Source organism: Flavobacterium sp. LK-23 (genome assembly GCF_058135255.1).
Genome location: NZ_JBYUVT010000004.1, coordinates 398,372 through 415,804, shown reverse-complemented (window position 1 = coordinate 415,804; position 17,433 = coordinate 398,372). Strand labels below are relative to the sequence as shown.

Genomic DNA, 17,433 nt, shown 5'->3' with positions numbered 1-17,433 from the left:
GATTTGCTGGTTCCTTTCTCGCTAGATGCTAATGCAAATGAATAATGTTTAACAACTACTAATTCTACACACTCAAGTTTGAATTCATAGCTGTGCTTGACTTTTCTTTCCATAAAAATGCCCCCAAATAGCGTCTAACTTTTTGGGGGCAGTGCATTAGAACAGCCTTTTTTAAATTCTTTTTTTTATATAAAAAGTCTAAGTAGTTGTAGTTGGTAACAAAAAAAGAACGTTACTTTATCAAAGCTTTAACTTCAATAAAAAATGACAAATCTAAAAAACCGGGGAAAAGAAGCCAGCGATGATGCGCTCTTCGGAACTTTAAAAATGCAACAGAAACTAAAAGAAGCTGTTGCAGATATGCGCTACTTTCTTAGCAGAGGTTATGGCGAAAAAGCAACATTGGTTTTGGTTGGAAATCGCTACCGTTTAAATGCGCGTCAGCAACAAGCTGTTCGTGGAATGAGTGCTTCTCAAAGTCAGATTGAAGACCGAAAATCAAAGGAAATTCAAAATAAGGATCTAGAAGGGAAAGAAATTGTTATTGATGGTTTTAATGTGTTAATTTTGCTGGAAAGCATCTTATCAAAAGCCTATGTTTTTACAGGATTAGATGGTTACATAAGAGATTTGTCAAGTGTTTATGGAACTTACAGAAAGGTAAATCAGACTTCGCAGGCGATTGACATAATAGTGGATTTTTTTAGAAACGAAAAAGTAAAAACGGCGCATTGGTTGTTTGATAAACCCGTTTCTAATAGCGGGAAATTAAAACAGATAATTGAAGAAATCGCTTTGAAAAATTGTTTGGATTGGAAAGTCGAACTAGTCAATAATCCTGATAAAGTTATGGCAGAAAGTAATCAAATTGCGATAACATCTGACGCGTGGATTTTAGATCATGCTTTGGCAAATTTTAATTTGATGAAATATGTTTTGACTCATCTCAATATAACTGAAACTATAATTTGCAGTGAATAAATTTAAAAAAGAATGTTCTTTTTTAAATGAGGCCAAAGCTGTAATTCTTTAAAAAATAATGAAAGAAAACAATAACAACAATACCTATATTTTTGATGATGAAGAATGGAAAAGCTGTATAAAGGTTTTACAGGCTTTAAAAGACAATCCGTTGGAGAATCCTGACAACGATTTATTTGCGGGTTTGATTACCAAAATTCATAAAAATGCCAAAAAAAATATCCGAAGCGTCAGTTATACTTCAAAAAAGCAGCAGGATTTTCAGGTTAGTATAAACGCGACTATAGTATCAAAAGCTTTAAAAGGAGAAACATTATTTTCAGAAAAAGAAAATCCAGAAGAACAACAATTTACCGAATTAAATCTGCCTAAAAATTGTTATGCCTGTAATCGGTCTTATAAGTTGGCCCATAGTTTCTACACAAGACTTTGTCCAGAATGTGCAGAAGAAAACTATGAAAAACGTTTTCAGAATATAGATCTAAAAGGAAGAAACGTAATTTTAACTGGCGGACGAGTAAAGGTAGGTTTTGCAACAGCTTTAAAATTATTGCGAAGTAATGCCAATGTTGTACTTACAACCCGTTTTCCTGCGCTTGCGTTAGAACAGTTCAAACTTGAAGAAGATTTTGAGCAATGGGGAGAAAATCTGATTATCTATGGTCTGGATTTACGAAATCTAAATGCTATTAATGAATTTGTATCGTTTTATAAATCCAAATTTGACAGTTTGGACATTTTAATAAATAATGCGGCTCAAACTATAAAATATCCAGATGAATATTATGTTCCATTAATTAGAAAAGAAGAAAACCTGCTTGGAGAATTTTCGGTAAATGTCCATCTGATTGCCAATAAAACTCAAGTAACATCAGAGGTAAAAGCTTTAGAGTATGGTTTTGAAGAACAAACCGAAATCGCACTTTCGCGTTTTGGACAACCTGTTGATAATCGGGATAAAACCAGTTGGAATTCTACTTTGGAAGAAATTAGCATGTATGAGCTTGTTGAGGTTAATCTGATCAATCAAATTGCGCCTTATTTCCTCATAAAAGAACTTAAACCATTATTTTTAAACTCAGCATTTCATGAACGTTTTATTATAAATGTGACATCTTCTGAAGGTATATTTAGTTATACTAACAAAACGATTTTTCACCCTCATACTAATATGACAAAAGCAGCACTGAATATGATGACACTTACTTCTGCCAAAGAATTTGCAGAAGATGCCATCTTTATGACCAGTGTAGATGTTGGCTGGATTTCGACCGGAGCAAGAGAAAGTCTGCGAAAAAAGCAGTTTGAAGAAGGATATATTCCGCCGCTGGATTCTGTAGATGGAGCCAGCAGAATTTTTGATCCAATCGTGCAGGGTATTAAAGGAAAAAGTATATTTGGGGTCTTGTTGAAAAACTACAAAGTTTCCAATTGGTAAAAGTTAGGATAGTAGTTTAATTGGAAAAATATTCCCGCCACAGGAAAAGTTTTGGGTTCGAGTCCCAACTATCCACTAGGGTGTTAGCTCAATTGGAAGAGCGTTCCCCACCACTGGGAAAGGTACAGGTTCGAGTCCAGGTGCACCCTTTTTTTTTAAAGTTGCAAAGGTTCAAAGAGACAGAGTGACAAAGGTTTTTGTTTGTTAATTTTTGCTTCAAAACTTTAAAAAAAAAACTTTTTGTCTTAGCGCCTTCATGGCAAATAAAAATATAAAGGTGTTAGCTCAATTGGAAGAGCGTTTACCCAGCAGGTAAGAGGTTGCAGGTTCGAGTCCAGGCACACCTTTCTTTTTTAAGTTACAAAGACGCATAGTTTCAAATTGACAAAGGTTTTTTTGCTTCAAAACTTAAAAAGAAAACTTCGTGTCTTAGTGCCTTCGTGGCAAATAAAAAATACAAAGATGTTAGCTCAATTGGAAGAGCAACTGTTTGCTAAACAGAAGGATGCAGGTTCGAGTCCTTGCCCACCTTTTCTTAAATACGCATTTTCGCGGTAGTAAATTCCTTAAAACATGCGTTCAATTTATTTAAATTGTATACTGTTGAATATCAGAGTAATTAAGTTGGTTTAAAAAAAATATGTTAAAATTAATTTCACTAGCCAATTTAAATTATGACAAAATATACTACATTTGTAGCCATAATTAATATATTAAAATACATATGACACTTTCAATCGCAAAATATTTTGACCACTTAGCAGGAGAACTTCCGGCTAAAGTATCAGGATGCAATATGTATTTTTATGAAATTAAAATGTAAAATTTAGAGTCAAACTCATCATAAAACAGAAAAGCGTCCTCAAAGTAGGGCGCTTTTTTTGTTTTTAACCACTTTGACTTCGTTCATTGTGACAATAAAATAGAATAGAAAGACAATAAAAATGATAGAATATTAAACCATAACTTAAAAAACTAAAAAAATAATTGACAAAATGTTTAATGATTAAACCAAATAGCGAAATATAATCTTGAAAAGTAATCTGATGAGTAACAGTCATTTGATAAAAAGAGAAATCTGCACCAGTTTGCGGACAGGGATTTCTTTGGTTTAATTTTTAGTATAACTAATTGATAATCAGAAAAATAATCTTAAAAAAATATTTGGAAATATGATTTTTTCGACATTATCTTTGCCGAACAAAATTGAAACACAGCGTTTCAAATAATAACAAGAATTTAAAATATAATACAGCATACAAAATGGCTTTACAAAATAAAATATCATACGGATTACCACTAAACGCAAGATTCGATCTTGGACGTTTGACAATGCAGGTGCATCAATATAGGCAATAGGATAGTTATATCACGTTGAATTTTGTAAAGCACCTTTGATCGGGTGCTTTTTTTATGCCCAAAAAAATGATTTTGTAGCTCAGTTGGATAGAGCGTCTGCCTACGAAGCAGATGGTCGAAGGTTCGAATCCTTCCAAAATCACTTGTTCTCTAGAAGGAACTGGCTCATTGGGGTTACTGGCTAACCTTCCCGATTGTCTCTCGGGAGAAACGGGTTCGACTCCCGTATGAGCCGCTTTTTTAAAGTTTCTAAGTTTCTGAGATGCTAAGATTCTAAGTTACTTAAATAGACCTGGGAAGATAACGGAGGTTGTTTACCCGCTTTGGATGCGGAAGCTCGCAGGTTCTCCCGATAGCTATCGGGACTGCTTCCCAGACAAATGAAATGGTTTTTTAAAGTTGCTAAGATTCAGATTTAAAAGTTTAAAAAACTTAATCCCTTAGCATCTCTGCAACTTAGAAACTTAATTAAAAATGCAGGAATGGTGAAATGGTAAACACGACTGATTTAGAATCAGTTTCCTGAGAGTTCGAGTCTCTCTTCCTGTACAAAATGAAGATTAAAAAAAATATACAATGAAAAAGATAAGCACATTATTCGCCAAAGATCCTAATGATTTAGGAAGGGTTATAGATAAAATTAATGTTGAAAACAAATGGGTTTTTGAAGGAGAAGCTATTGCAACCAGAAAATTTGACGGTACATCTGCCGCAATTATAGAGGGTGAAATATTTAAAAGGTTTGATGCTAAAAAAGGAAGAACAATTCCGTTGGGAGCAATTCCTTGTCAGGAAGCAGATCCAATTTCGGGACATCACCCACACTGGTTAAAATGTGATCGTTCAAAATCGGAGGATAAACATTTCTTTGAAGGTTTTGATGGATTAGAAAATAAAGTTGACGGAACTTACGAATTATGCGGACCTAAAGTACAAGGAAACCCGGAAAATTTTGAGAAACATACATTGGTAAAACACGGAAGTGAAATACTTGATTTTGTAAGTCTTGATTTTAAGGATTTAGAAATATTCTTATCAGAAAATGACATTGAAGGTATTGTTTTCCATCACATTTCAGATGAGCGAATGTGTAAATTAAGAAAATCAGATTTTGGTATTAAACGAATGAAATTAGAATCTGTATAAAAAGTAAATAACGCTAAAAAGTAAAAAAATGAAAGAATTATACAACCGAATAGCCCTTGTTGGAATTGAACAAGAAGAGTATGATGTAATAAAAGCCAGTTATTCAGGACATATTATTTGGCATCAGTCTATTCCTAAAATCGTAGTAAAAGATGAAGTGCTCTATATCGAAAAAGCCAATGGAGTTGGAATGCTTCCAGTTGATAAAGTGGTTTATTATGGAATTTACGATAATGATTTCGATTTTATTACTGGTTTAGCAATTTGGCGAGGAGACTGTTATCCGAATGCGGTAGCAATGTTGGATTGCCGATTTAAGATTCCGTGTCTGGTAAAAGCATTATCTCTTTCGAAATTTAGTGCACCCCGTGGGTTTATAAGTGCTGGAGCTTCTGTAACTATTGAAAATGATACGGTTGCCAAATGGGGTAATTGGCATTGCGGCGAGAATAAACATCGTTTTACAGGAGAATGGGAAAGCAAATTTACGGCTACAATTGAACCTTATTATGAAGGAGAAGCCGTTCGTATCATGATGATTGGAGATGTTTATTGGCAGATTAAATTAGAAGGAGACGATTGGTTAAAATCTATTCATCCTGATAACACAGGTTTTATGCCTGTTGATGAAGATTTGTTAGCAGATACAATTTATATAAAAGAAACTTTGAAGATGGATATGATTGGAAATGATTATATCGTTGGAAAAGATGGTTCTAAATATTTGTTAGAAGTAAATCATATTCCGAACATAACTCGATTTGATGAAGTAAGAGAAGCTTATTTATCGACGGTTATAGAATGGATTAATTAAAAAAAATATCCTGCGCAGAATAATTGCGCAGGATCATTTGAATCTTTGTTTAAGAAACAAAAAACGTTCTTAAAAAAAAATGAATATCAAAGGAAACTTTGATTAAAAATATCAAACAAGCCTTGTTGGGTGTTTCTGTATAGCACCATTGTAGCAGACTTTTCGCGAAAGCGTATTATGTTTTTCTATGCAGCTTGGTTTGGAGGTTTTGATGGTTTTCCAAAAAATTATCGCACAAGGGATCTAAGGGTTGTGGGTTCGAATCCCATTCACAGTAATGTGGTAGCTCAATTTGGATAGAGCATTGGATGTGTTATGCAGGTTCGAATCCTGCACCGAACACGTTTCGGTTGGACGAATTGGTTAGTCGACGGGTCTCAAAAACCTGTAACAGTAGAGCGCATCACTCTTAAAAGGATGACCATTAGAAAAAACTGATTTGTCTTTGTCAGTGAAATTAGGATTTTAGAATCTGATGTTTCACACTCTGATAAAGCCAGTGCGAATCGAAATGTGTCTTGAAAAGTCTGTTTTCTTTTTGATTTGATTGTTAAGAGAAGTTGGGGATTCTCTCAATAAAATAAAATCAGAAACAATTCAGACAGACAAAGAACAAACTATTCGTCCGTTTTTCTTGGAGGAGAAAGGCAAAGAGGTTTTTTTATTAAGAAGAGAATAGAGGAAAGAGAATATTAGGAAAGAATAAAGAGAATAGAGGTTTTAATGATTTCAGAACATGAAACTTTAAACATGAAACTTTAAACAAAAAAACATTATGATAAAAAGAATTAAAATCGAGACTTACCAAGTAGGCTTGGTGTTCGAAAATAGAAAATTAATAAAAGTATTAGAAGAAGGATTACACTGGATTTTTGGAAACAAAAACATTATGATTTACGATCTAAACGGATCTTTTCAGGCTCCTTTTGAGTTGGATATTTTATTGCAAAATGAAGTGTTAGCATCTCTTTTGGAAGTTGTTGAAGTTGCCGATAACGAAATTGTATTACAATTTGTAAAAGGAAATTTTAAAGAAGTTTTGGTGCCAGGAAAGTATGCTTTTTGGAGAGGAGTTGTAAAAAATGAATTCATTAAAGCAGATTTGTCTAAAATTGAAATCACAGAAAATATTCCAGTAAACTTATTGGAAAATGTTAAGATGAGATACTTCACAAGAAAATTTATTGTAGCAAGTAATGACAAAGCTTTGTTATTTGTGAATGGAACTTTTGTGAAAGAATTGAAATCAGGGACACATTATTTCTGGAATAACGCCATTACAATCGAAGTGAAAACGGTTGATACTAGACAGCAACAATTGGAAATTTCTGGTCAGGAGTTGTTGACTAAAGATAAGGCAGGATTAAGAATCAACTTTTTTGTGAGATATCAAGTGGTTGATATTATGAAAGCTTTGACTGAAAATAAAGATTTTGAAAAACAATTGTATGTCGCAATGCAACTGGCTTTAAGAGCTTTTGTTGGCGGATTAACTTTAGATGAATTATTGTCAAAGAAGGATGCAATTGCCGATGCAATTTTAGAAGAAGCAAAAACTAAGATCGAAGATTTAGGTTTAACAATTTCTGATGCTGGAATAAGAGATGTAATTCTTCCAGGAGATATGAAAGAAATCATGAATCAGGTTTTGGTTGCTGAGAAAAAAGCGCAGGCCAACAGCATTATGAGAAGAGAAGAAACTGCAGCAACAAGAAGTTTGCTAAACACAGCAAAGCTGATGGAAGAAAACGAAATGTTGTGGAAGTTGAAAGAGATGGAATACGTTGAAAAAATCGCTGATAAAATTGGTGAAATCACCATTTCTGGTGGTGGAAACGTAATTGGTCAATTAAAAGAAATCTTCGTAAAGTAAAAGAACCATTAGCAGTAAATGTTGATCGTTTAAGTTTAATAATAAAAATTTAAGGATGAATCAAGAAATAGGATTTGCGTCGGGCCATAAAGGTCAAACGGGTACAGTGGAGTTAAGTGAATCTTCGTTTGCCTCAATTAAAGGAGCAGATTTAGAATGCATTAGCCTATGGAATGAAAAGGTAAATTTTCGGGAAACCCTATATATCATTTAGAGATATTTCTCTAGTAAAGCAAGCGTGCTTTTAAACTTTTGTGATATTGGATTTCCCAGAAAAACCTTCGATTTCCTGAGATTTCCAAGAATTGCAAAAGAAAAATATCATGCAAAACAATACACTAGAAAAATATAAAAAAGCAATTAGAAATAAATACGAGATAGAAAAAGGCGGCAAATACTTTGATTATTTGTACAAGCCTTCTCGTGGAAAACTTCGTGATTTGTGCTGGCTTATTTTCGAAAATAACCCAACTCAAGATGATTTGAATGTTTTTAAAAACCTATTAGGGCTAGATTTCGATCATACGAAAAAGAACAAGTTTAAGGAAAAGAAAGATAAGTTCAGACCTATCGAAACTTTCTTAAAAGGAGAAACAGATCCATCCAATATTGATGCTATAAATATGGCAGCTATTTTGGTTGATTTTGAGTCGCGTCCTTTCAAAAAGTTTTATGAAACTTCTAAAAAAGAAGAGACAAAACCAGTTAAAAAGCTTGAGAAAGCTAAAGCTGTTTTTGAAAAGAAGAATGCTGTAAAAAAAGAAAAGCATGAAAAAAAGTCTAAGAAAAGAAGTTTCTTTCTAGAATTTAAAAGCATGTTTTTCTAAAGGTCTGCCACAAAGTCGCTAAGACACAAAGTTTTTTAGACACAGATTAATAAGATTATTAAAAAAAATCTGCTGAATCTGCGAGAAACTAATCTTAGCGTTCTTTTGCGTAAATCTTAGCGCTCTTAGCGGTTAGAAAATCTCGCAAAGGCGCAAAGGCGCAAAGTTTTTTAGCCACAGATTAATAAGATTAAAAGGATTATTTAAAAAAATCTGCTGAATCTGCGAGAAACTAATCTTAGCGTTCCTTTGCGTGAATTTTAGCGCTCTTAGCGGTTAGAAAAAAAAATAATTATTAAAAAATTAAAAAAAAATGAAAACTACAGATAAAATTATTATTATCGATTTAGAAGCCACATGCTGGCAAGGCGCGGTCCCGAGCGGGCAGCAAAATGAAATTATAGAAATTGGTTTGGCTGTGTTGGATACAGAAACGGGAGCAATTTCTAAGAATAAAGGGATATTGGTAAAGCCGCAACGCTCAACCGTTAGTTTGTTTTGTACAGAATTGACCACCATTACTCAGGATTTACTTGATAAGAGCGGAGTTAGTTTTGAAGATGCTATTAATGAGCTTATCGACGAATATAATCCCGATTTGTACACTTGGGCAAGTTACGGTCAGTACGATTTGAATATGCTGAAAAAACAATGTAAATCGTTTGGTGTTTCCTATCCAATGGGTGAGGAGCATATCAATGTAAAAGAGCATTTTGCCGAAAAGTTTGGCTTGGTTAAACCAACAGGAATGAATGGTGCACTTGCATTGCTGAATATTCCGTTAGAAGGAACACATCACCGCGGAATTGACGACGCCAAAAACATCGCAAAGATTTTGAATTGGTGCCTTAAAAATTAGAGTTTAATTTGTTAATAATAGCTATCGAATGCATGGTTGATAGCTGTAGAAGGAAACTGCAGTTGTTTGCAGCTGTAGTTTCACTTTCTTGTTAAAAACAATTGCAAAAGCTAAAACGATTATTTGCGCAAAGGTTCGGATTTAATAATATATTTGTTAATGTACAATTTTTCGTATGAGACAGAAGATTGTTCTATTAGGAAATAAAATCCGATTCAGAAAGGTATAATTATAATACTATGGAAAAAATAAAAACGCCTTTTTTGGATACTATTTATCATCTCAGAACCATTGAACAGGTTATTTTGTATGATAAACTAATTACAATAGCCCAAACAGAGGAAAAAGAAGCCGTTTTGTTTCTGGAAACAGAATATGAAAAGGAAATTTTAGAATATCCCGGAACTGCTCCCGACTTTAATGGAGAAGCTGCTTTATGGTCTGCCAGAACGTTATATTTGGCCACGCAACTTTTATTGCACAGAGAGCATAAAATGAGTGATGTAAAAGAACTTTTACCTTTTTATAAAGGCACAATAGATGCTTCGGCAATTATTTCATCAGATCTTTGTCTGCGTTTTTTACCTCAGATTATAACAGAAATTAGGAAGATTGATCCAGAAGATTTGATTATTGATATTTTAGAAAAACATTTAATTCATTTTCATTATTCTGCTATTGGGTCTGATCTGGATTCGGAAAATGTAAATTTTGAGATAATCGCAGAAAATGATTGTTTACTGCAACTTTATATTGACCGAGTGGTGCAAAGAAAATCTATAAAATGGGCACAGTCTGATTTTATAAAAAAACAATTGGAAATAGGGTTTGGAGACTACCAAAAGCTATTCTGGGCTCAACTTTAAAAATAAACGAATTATTAAAAAATAGAAGTAAAATAATGAATGCTACAGCTAAATTAAATGCCGTTTTAAAACATATCAAAGAAACTTTTGTTGGTAAAAATGAAATTATCGATCTATTAGGAATTGGATTACTGGCACGAGAAAATGCTTTTTTGCTTGGACCTCCAGGAACTGCAAAAAGCGCCATTGTCAGATCGCTTTCTAAAGGAATAGAGGGCGACAAAAATTTTGAATATCTGTTGACCCGTTTTACAGAACCTAATGAGATTTTTGGACCTTTTGATATTCGAAAACTAAAAGAAGGAGAATTGATTACCAATACTGACGGTATGATGCCTGAAGCTTCTATGGTTTTCCTAGATGAGATTTTTAACGCCAATTCGGCTATCCTGAACAGTTTGCTGATGGCGCTTAACGAAAAAATCTTTCGCCGTGGTAAAGAAACTAAAAAATTGCCAGCATTGATGTTTGTAGGTGCAAGTAACCTTATGCCGGAAGATGAATCGTTAAACGCTTTGCTTGACCGTTTTTTGATTCGTATCAAATGTGATTATGTAGAACCAGATTTATTACATCAGGTATTGCTTGCTGGATGGAAACTAGAAAGCTCGGTGACTGAAGAAGTGCCCACTATTTCGGCAGATGAGGTTCGCGAATTGCAAAAACTTTGTCGTCAGGTAGATTTGAGTGCTACACGAAACGAATATGTAGATATTATTCATAGTCTTCGAAATACTGGCATCAAAGTTTCAGACCGACGTGCCGTAAAACTTCAAAACCTTGTTGCAGCAAGTGCGCTAATGTGCGGAAGAAAAGAATCTATTGTGTCAGATTTTTGGGTGTTGAAATATATTTGGGATAACGAAGAGCAAATTGAAATTCTGGAAGGAATCATTAATAAAATTATCGAGAAAGATACTTCAACAGAAGCACACCCACAAGCGATGTACAATAAGACACCGGATGCTGAAAGTGTAATGAAAGAAGTAAATTATCTGATCGAGAAATGGCAGGATGATAGTCTTTCTTTTGAAGAGCAAAACGTGATTAAAGATAAATTGAGATATATTCAAACCCGCTGCGACTGGATCAAAGATGCAGAAAAGAAAAAATACATTCAGGAACATATAGAATCTTTGTGGCAAAAAATTCTTCAAACTATTTAACATGTACTTTTTAGAAATTAATAAAGAGCATAAAGATTTTCTTGGAGCAATACGACATTGGGAAAATCTCAAAATAGCTTTTGAGACCAGTACCATCTGGATAAAAGAGTTCACGGAGGATCAAATAGACTCCACTGAACTTCTACAGATTCCGTATACCAAAATATATGAGTTAAAAGAAAATTTGTTGTTCGAAAAAGGAAAACAATTACCTACCAAAAAACTGCCTTCGGGTTTATTATGGTCGCCGGTTTTGAGAGGTTTACCTATTTCACTGCCAAATTTCAATCATAATTTTTTCGGTATAAGTGATACACTGCAGATTGCATTAAAACGATCGGAAGATGTAAAAGAAGCATACGCTTTATTGGTAGAATATCAGGAACTGAAATCCTATATCGAATCTGCACCAAAATTTAGACTTGAACCTTTGCAATGGGTTGTAATCAATAATAAAGCATTGATTATTGGGAAGCCTTTATTGCCTTTAAAAGGAAATACATTTTGGTCTAAGAATGATTTTTTAATCCCTACAGGGTATGATTTTGAATGGCCTGTTTTGACCAAAACACTTAAGGATAAATTAAATCCTTTCGATAAAAATATAATATTATGGAATAAGGATAATAGTTATTCTTCTATTCCCAAACAAAATGTAAAACCACTATCAATTAGTTCATTTCGCTTAACTTTTTCATAAATTAAAAATGGAATTTCAAAGATATTTTCAATCGTTTACAGACTATTTTTGGGAGTGGGAAAATCAGGTATTTTCTCCAGATAGCGTATTTGAGACGATCTCAATTCCGAATGGACAAACTATCGGTTATGAGAAATTTGTCTTTGAAATTTTAGAAGCGCTTTCTGATAGTAATTTTCCACCATTCGGAACTCTTTTATTAGCCATTACTGCTACCAATAATGATAGTAAAGAAGCTATTGACAGAATTCAGGAGTGGGCAAAAGGCATAGAAATAACCAAATCATTTCCTATAGAACATTCGTTTAGATTAGGCGCCAGTATTGGTTTTATGAGACAGCTTTCAGCTTTGCCAGATGAATATAAAACTGGTGAAAAAAGACTGAAAATGTTTCAGACTATTTTTGATGGATGTCATAACAGAATTTCTACTGAAAAGGCCAAAAAGATTCTCGAGGAATACAGAGATAAAAGACATCATTTGGTACGAGCTGGTGTAAAAGAGCCCTTTAATGATGCCAATTTTATAAAAGATTTTAGAACGCTGGCTTTACTAAAAAAGAATTTTCCAACTGTAGAGTCCATTTTGCATGCCATGGAAAATAATCCGCATGAGGATTTAAAGGAGAAGCTGCAAGAGGAAATTTTAGAAGAGGAAAATCTTATCGATGCAGCAACTTTTGTGGAACAACTTATAAATGATGATCGTACGTTTCATGTAGGAAGTCTTATCAAACGACTTTGGTCGGGGCTTCATATTCCGTTGCACCACAATCACCCAAGTGAACAGCCTTTGGGAGGAATCTCGGATTTGACAAACAAAGGCGACTTTGATAAACTGGTCATCTCTGAATTTGCTTATGATGATGACGTTTTTATGTCCAGAATAGCCAATAACGAAGCGCTTTATATTCAAAGAGAAGTTCCGCCAGAAGCAGATAAGTTCGAACGTATTTTGATTATCGACAGCTCATTGAAAAATTGGGGGAATGCTAAGATTCTGTCTTTTGCTTCGGCAATTGCGATTGCTAGACATCCGAAAACCGATATTAAGTGCAGGGTTTTTATAGCAGGTCAGGATTTTAAAGAAGTTCCATTAGATAACGTTCATGATGTAATTGAGTCGTTGAGCGAACTTAGTGGTAAACTGGATTGTTCACAGGGACTTGAATCATTTTTTCAGCAAAATAAAATTAGCAGTAAAAATCAGGAAGTATTTCTTTTTTCCTCAGAAGACAGTTTGAAACTGACGGCAATGAAAAATGTGATAAGTACTTATTATACTGAGATTAAGTATGTTTTCGAAATGGAGATAGAAGGCATCAAAGTCTATAAAAATCAGAATAAAGGCAGAAAAATGCTTCAGCATATTATAATGCCACTGGATGAACTGTGGGAAAAAGAAAAGCGAGATTCACCACGCCGTAAGTATTCAGAAACAGACTTAGATAATATGCCGCTTTTGTTTCCATTAGAAAGAAGCTATCAGAATATCTTTTATTATGGTACCGACTTTTATACCTATCTAAACGGAAATTTATTCTGGTTTGTCAGTAATGAGTTCAGCAAAGGATTTAAAAGAATAGCTTCAAATCTTCCTTTTGACAAAGGAGAATTTGCTATAAAAACCAATGGCAAAGGCGAGAGATTTCTGTTGTGTTATGTAAGTGATTCGATACCAAAAATTAGTATTTATAATATTGATAAACAGGAGTTAAAAAGTAATTTGGTTTCTAATGAAGAATTTAATGATTTAAAAGTTAATGTTTTTGGATATAAGAATGAGTTTTATTTGACTGATGGTACAAGCTATTGGCGTGTCGATGATGGTTTAATAAAAATGAAGTCTGAGTTTAGTAATTTGATTAATGATGCTTTTGTGAACTATAGCATGAAACAAAATTCCTTTGTTAGGGATTTTATGAATAGTAAGTTCAAATACAGCGTCATAAAAAAACTAAAAGGATTGTCAATTGTAAATGATAGCATTGAAATTAACGGATTTAACTTTACGCACTTAGAGTTTTCTAAGAGAGGTTACTATTCTGCTGACTGGAAACACCCAGCAATACGATTTTACGAAAAAGTAAATCTTATTTTGAAAAATAGGGGAGCATCAGCTATTAATCTTGTTAAAATAATAAAACAAAATACAGGTAAATCTTTACTTGAAAGTAAAACTGTTGTAGATGAGGATTTTGGAGTTGTTTTAAATGATGTAACAAGACAGGAGGCTGAAATATTGAAGAATACTATAGAAAGTAACGGTGCTGTTTGTTATATAGAAACCTTGTGTTTTGAGTCTAAGGACGGAAGTAGAGTAACGAATAAGGATGGAATTCTAATATTTGAAAGCAGTAAGGAGGACATCTCCAAATTTTATATTCCTTTTATTGTAAACGGCAGAACAATTATGGCCTCCGAAAGTGAATATTCTGGTAACGATTATTTTATAACAGATTCTTTTCTGACGAGTGTAAAGGAGAAAGATTTTTTGGAAAAATATCTGGATCCGTTTATAAAAAATGTAAGACAAAATGGAACTTAAACTTAGCATAAATTCTAAAAATACATTTCCTAAAGGAGGTGTTTTCATAAAAAGCAGATTGCCGAAAGTATGGCTTCAGGAAATTCAGAATATGGGATTAGCATTCCATTTGGTCAAAACTTTCCCGGTTCCTGCCGTAAAGGCAAATGAGTTGTTTGGATGTATGTTGGTTTTTGATCAGAGTCTGATTAAAACGGATCGTATTGGAAAGAATTATTTCTGCCAATTGATAGAAAACAAATTATTTATTCCCGAAAATACAATTGTGACCCCTCAGCTAACAAAGGCTGAGTGGCACAATTTATTTTCAGAGCACTATCATTTCATGCATCCAGATATTGGATTAGTAGAGTTAAAGGAAGAAGTTTCGTGGATCGATTTAATTGAAGTGCCAGTTTTAAAAGAAATCGATATACTGGAACCTTCCAAAACAGTTCATATTCCGCAGTATATATCATCATTGCGTTACGAAACAAATACAGAAGATATTCTGGAAGCACTTGAAAAGCCATTTTCACAAGAAGATATGCCGGATGAATTACCATTTGATATGGAGGAATTAATGAAGGGAAATCAAAAGGAAATGGATAAGTTTTTGGCCTTTCTTGATAAAAATCCTGAAATGGCTTTACAATTGGCTATTCCTCTCGATACTTTAGGAACTGCAAGAGGAGGGTTTGATGGAAAATTTTCTTTTGAAGGAAATGGCTCAGGTTTCTCTGGAGGTCGTTCTTTTTCAGGAGGAAGCAGAAATAAAATGGATGAATCTGAATTTGATGGTAAGCCTTTTTTAATTGTTTTTAAGATAATTTTTGTACTGATCATTCTATTTAATCTGAAGAGTTGTAATTTCAGCAATACAAACCTTGGAACTAATTCGTCTCTAGCTTTGATTGTGATTGTGTTTGCAATTGGCCTAATAATAGCACTGGCACTTTTGAATAGCAGTTCTTCGAGTTCTTCTTATAGTTATTCACCACCACGCCAGCCATCGCAATCTGGAGGAGGAGGCTCGGCTCTGATAGATTCGGAGCGTTTTTCTACAATACAAAGCAGATATGAAAAAATGGCTGAAGAATTTAAAGAAAAGAAAGATTATGCAAAGGCAGCCCATGTGTATATGAAACTGCTTAAAAATCATTACAAAGCTGCAGATGTTTTGGAAGAAGGGGAGTTGTACAGTGAAGCCGCAGCAGTCCATCTTAAATATTGTAATAATAAAAACAAAGCGGCGGAGTGTTATGAAAAAGGACATGTATACAAACAAGCAATTGAATTATACAGAGAACTCAATCAAAATGAAAAAGTGGGAGATTTGTATACGATTCTAAAAGACAAACCGGAAGCCGATAAGTTTTATGGTAAAGTAATAGATGACTATAAAGTAAATAATCAATACGTAAAAGCATCTTTTATTTATAAAAATAAAATTAAGAATATAAATGAAGCACAGGAGCTGTTGATAACGGGATGGAGAAGCAATAAAGATGCATTCAATTGTCTGAATAATTATTTTGCAAATATTGAATCGACAAAGAAATTATCTGGAGTCATAACCTCAATTTATGAATCGGATGTTTCGGCGGAGAATTCAGAGTTGTTTTTGCAGGCCATGAAACACGAATTTAAAAAGCATGAGGATTTAGAAGAAATTACTAAAAATATTGCTTACGAGATTGTAGCCGATAAGATTATGATTAAACCTGACATAGCATCAGAGCTGGTTGCTTTTAACGAAAAAAACAAATCAATGCTTAAAGATGTTATGAAATATAAATTAAAGGGAAGAAAGTAAATCTAAATAAAATGGGTATATCATTCAATTGATTATGCCCATTTTTATTTTGAATCATTCAAATCCATTCTCCAGCAGCATTGTAATCATCTGGAAGATAAGTAAGATATTGAACCATTCTTGGGTTTTCTCCTCTGTTGGGTGTTGCGCAGTGTGGCAATGCATTGTGCCAGATTATAAAATCGCCTGCATCTCCTGTAATTGGTTTTGGTTGCAACGTTTTTAAAGCTTTTTCTCTTGGATTTTCATGTGGCTCAAGTTCGTCGAGCCATTCATCGATTTGATTGTGAAAACCTGGAACGCAATGGAAAGCGCCATCATTTTCTTTGCATTCAGTTAAATAAAATAACCCTTGTAGACCATAAGTAAGCGGTTTTTTTAAGCTCATATCCCAATGAAGCGGACTTCCAAGAAAGGTGAAATGATCTGTTTCGGGCGGATTAAAACTTACTTTATCTATAGTTTTGTAGATATTCGTAGTTCCATAAAGCTGTTCATAAGCCTTTTTTACTTTTGGCGAAAAGCGATTACGATTTAAAGTTTCATGATCCGAAAAATTAAGCATAAGCCCTTTTTGTTCTTCGTGACGCTTGTACCAGCTTTCTTTTTCATTCGGATTCATTTTTAAATATTCCCAAATGGCTTTTTGAGTGGCTTCGCAATCTTCTTTTGAAATAGCATTTTTAACCACAACATAACCGTTCCGATTCCAAAATTCAAGATCCTGCTCAGACAAGACATTTACAGTTAAATTCTCAATTTCTTGATCAGTATTTCTTTTTCTATTATTAATCCATGTTTTGAAAGTTTCAAAATCTGGTTTTTCAGAATATAGAAAATACAAAGTATCTTCCATGCCAATGCCTAACTGATATAGTGTTTTAATCTGGTTATCCCAATTGGTATGGTCTGAATTCGCATTTTTAGAATCTAAAGTTCGTTTCCACAATTGTTCGAGAACTGTCCAAGGCATATTGTTTTGTTTTAGGTAAAAGAAAACCTAAAAATACGCGATTTATAGTTGGGTGTTTAAAGTAAAAATACCCGTTTTTTGATACTAA

Annotated in this window: 13 protein-coding genes and 6 tRNA genes; 18 read left to right on the top strand and 1 reads right to left on the bottom strand. The window is 33.7% G+C overall.

The window, feature by feature from the left end:
• Positions 1-264: 264 nt before the first annotated feature.
• The 18 genes from AC3Y25_RS09350 (at position 265) to AC3Y25_RS09265 (ending at position 16,372) form a co-directional block, all read left to right on the top strand.
• A complete protein-coding gene (locus tag AC3Y25_RS09350) occupies positions 265-981 on the top strand; it encodes a DUF434 domain-containing protein (RefSeq protein ID WP_489902558.1) in 717 nt (238 codons plus the stop codon).
• Positions 982-1,039: 58 nt separating this feature from the next.
• The gene (locus AC3Y25_RS09345; RefSeq protein ID WP_489902557.1) at positions 1,040-2,419 is read left to right on the top strand and encodes an SDR family NAD(P)-dependent oxidoreductase; all 1,380 of its coding nucleotides are present in this window, start codon (positions 1,040-1,042) and stop codon (positions 2,417-2,419) included.
• A 77-nt stretch (positions 2,420-2,496) separates the two neighbouring features.
• Positions 2,497-2,569: transfer RNA gene (locus AC3Y25_RS09340), tRNA-Trp, on the top strand.
• 124 nt (positions 2,570-2,693) lie between these two features.
• A tRNA-Ala gene (locus tag AC3Y25_RS09335) sits at positions 2,694-2,767 on the top strand.
• 110 nt (positions 2,768-2,877) lie between these two features.
• Positions 2,878-2,953, top strand: a tRNA-Ser gene (locus tag AC3Y25_RS09330).
• 893 nt (positions 2,954-3,846) lie between these two features.
• Positions 3,847-3,920: transfer RNA gene (locus AC3Y25_RS09325), tRNA-Arg, on the top strand.
• A gap of 20 nt (positions 3,921-3,940) precedes the next feature.
• A tRNA-Asp gene (locus AC3Y25_RS09320) sits at positions 3,941-4,013 on the top strand.
• A 241-nt stretch (positions 4,014-4,254) separates the two neighbouring features.
• A tRNA-Leu gene (locus AC3Y25_RS09315) sits at positions 4,255-4,327 on the top strand.
• A 27-nt stretch (positions 4,328-4,354) separates the two neighbouring features.
• Positions 4,355-4,924, top strand: coding sequence for a hypothetical protein (locus AC3Y25_RS09310; protein ID WP_489902556.1), 570 nt, complete (start codon positions 4,355-4,357; stop codon positions 4,922-4,924).
• Positions 4,925-4,952: 28 nt separating this feature from the next.
• Positions 4,953-5,738, top strand: coding sequence for a hypothetical protein (locus AC3Y25_RS09305; protein ID WP_489902555.1), 786 nt, complete (start codon positions 4,953-4,955; stop codon positions 5,736-5,738).
• A gap of 775 nt (positions 5,739-6,513) precedes the next feature.
• Positions 6,514-7,611 carry a slipin family protein gene (locus AC3Y25_RS09300; RefSeq protein WP_489902554.1) on the top strand — a complete coding sequence of 366 codons (1,098 nt, stop codon included), beginning with the start codon at positions 6,514-6,516 and terminating at the stop codon, positions 7,609-7,611.
• 323 nt (positions 7,612-7,934) lie between these two features.
• The gene (locus AC3Y25_RS09295; protein WP_489902553.1) at positions 7,935-8,438 is read left to right on the top strand and encodes a hypothetical protein; all 504 of its coding nucleotides are present in this window, start codon (positions 7,935-7,937) and stop codon (positions 8,436-8,438) included.
• A gap of 313 nt (positions 8,439-8,751) precedes the next feature.
• The gene (locus AC3Y25_RS09290) at positions 8,752-9,297 is read left to right on the top strand and encodes a 3'-5' exonuclease (RefSeq protein WP_489902552.1); all 546 of its coding nucleotides are present in this window, start codon (positions 8,752-8,754) and stop codon (positions 9,295-9,297) included.
• A 239-nt stretch (positions 9,298-9,536) separates the two neighbouring features.
• The gene (locus AC3Y25_RS09285; protein ID WP_489902551.1) at positions 9,537-10,163 is read left to right on the top strand and encodes a hypothetical protein; all 627 of its coding nucleotides are present in this window, start codon (positions 9,537-9,539) and stop codon (positions 10,161-10,163) included.
• A gap of 35 nt (positions 10,164-10,198) precedes the next feature.
• Positions 10,199-11,329, top strand: coding sequence for an AAA family ATPase (locus tag AC3Y25_RS09280; RefSeq protein WP_095928884.1), 1,131 nt, complete (start codon positions 10,199-10,201; stop codon positions 11,327-11,329).
• A gap of 1 nt (position 11,330) precedes the next feature.
• Entirely contained in the window at positions 11,331-12,029 is a 699-nt protein-coding gene (locus AC3Y25_RS09275; RefSeq protein ID WP_489902550.1) for a hypothetical protein, read from the top strand.
• 7 nt (positions 12,030-12,036) lie between these two features.
• Entirely contained in the window at positions 12,037-14,577 is a 2,541-nt protein-coding gene (locus AC3Y25_RS09270; RefSeq protein WP_489902549.1) for a ribosomal protein L7/L12, read from the top strand.
• Complete coding sequence (locus tag AC3Y25_RS09265) at positions 14,567-16,372, top strand: hypothetical protein (RefSeq protein WP_489902548.1); 1,806 nt, start codon at positions 14,567-14,569, stop codon at positions 16,370-16,372. The genes AC3Y25_RS09270 and AC3Y25_RS09265 overlap by 11 nt, the downstream gene beginning before the upstream one ends.
• A 58-nt stretch (positions 16,373-16,430) precedes the next feature.
• On the opposite strand, the gene AC3Y25_RS09260 is transcribed toward AC3Y25_RS09265, so the two are convergent.
• Positions 16,431-17,345: a phytanoyl-CoA dioxygenase family protein gene (locus AC3Y25_RS09260; protein WP_489902547.1), complete on the bottom strand. Its 915-nt coding sequence runs from the start codon at positions 17,343-17,345 to the stop codon at positions 16,431-16,433.
• Positions 17,346-17,433: the final 88 nt, after the last annotated feature.

What these genes read in the sequence shown, in the direction of transcription:
- AC3Y25_RS09350 (WP_489902558.1), top strand. Translation starts at nt 265, where the DNA reads ATGACAAATCTAAAAAACCGGGGAAAAGAAGCCAGCGATGATGCGCTC.
- AC3Y25_RS09345 (WP_489902557.1), top strand. Translation starts at nt 1,040, where the DNA reads ATGAAAGAAAACAATAACAACAATACCTATATTTTTGATGATGAAGAA.
- AC3Y25_RS09310 (WP_489902556.1), top strand. Translation starts at nt 4,355, where the DNA reads ATGAAAAAGATAAGCACATTATTCGCCAAAGATCCTAATGATTTAGGA.
- AC3Y25_RS09305 (WP_489902555.1), top strand. Translation starts at nt 4,953, where the DNA reads ATGAAAGAATTATACAACCGAATAGCCCTTGTTGGAATTGAACAAGAA.
- AC3Y25_RS09300 (WP_489902554.1), top strand. Translation starts at nt 6,514, where the DNA reads ATGATAAAAAGAATTAAAATCGAGACTTACCAAGTAGGCTTGGTGTTC.
- AC3Y25_RS09295 (WP_489902553.1), top strand. Translation starts at nt 7,935, where the DNA reads ATGCAAAACAATACACTAGAAAAATATAAAAAAGCAATTAGAAATAAA.
- AC3Y25_RS09290 (WP_489902552.1), top strand. Translation starts at nt 8,752, where the DNA reads ATGAAAACTACAGATAAAATTATTATTATCGATTTAGAAGCCACATGC.
- AC3Y25_RS09285 (WP_489902551.1), top strand. Translation starts at nt 9,537, where the DNA reads ATGGAAAAAATAAAAACGCCTTTTTTGGATACTATTTATCATCTCAGA.
- AC3Y25_RS09280 (WP_095928884.1), top strand. Translation starts at nt 10,199, where the DNA reads ATGAATGCTACAGCTAAATTAAATGCCGTTTTAAAACATATCAAAGAA.
- AC3Y25_RS09275 (WP_489902550.1), top strand. Translation starts at nt 11,331, where the DNA reads ATGTACTTTTTAGAAATTAATAAAGAGCATAAAGATTTTCTTGGAGCA.
- AC3Y25_RS09270 (WP_489902549.1), top strand. Translation starts at nt 12,037, where the DNA reads ATGGAATTTCAAAGATATTTTCAATCGTTTACAGACTATTTTTGGGAG.
- AC3Y25_RS09265 (WP_489902548.1), top strand. Translation starts at nt 14,567, where the DNA reads ATGGAACTTAAACTTAGCATAAATTCTAAAAATACATTTCCTAAAGGA.
- AC3Y25_RS09260 (WP_489902547.1), bottom strand. Translation starts at nt 17,345, where the DNA reads ATGCCTTGGACAGTTCTCGAACAATTGTGGAAACGAACTTTAGATTCT.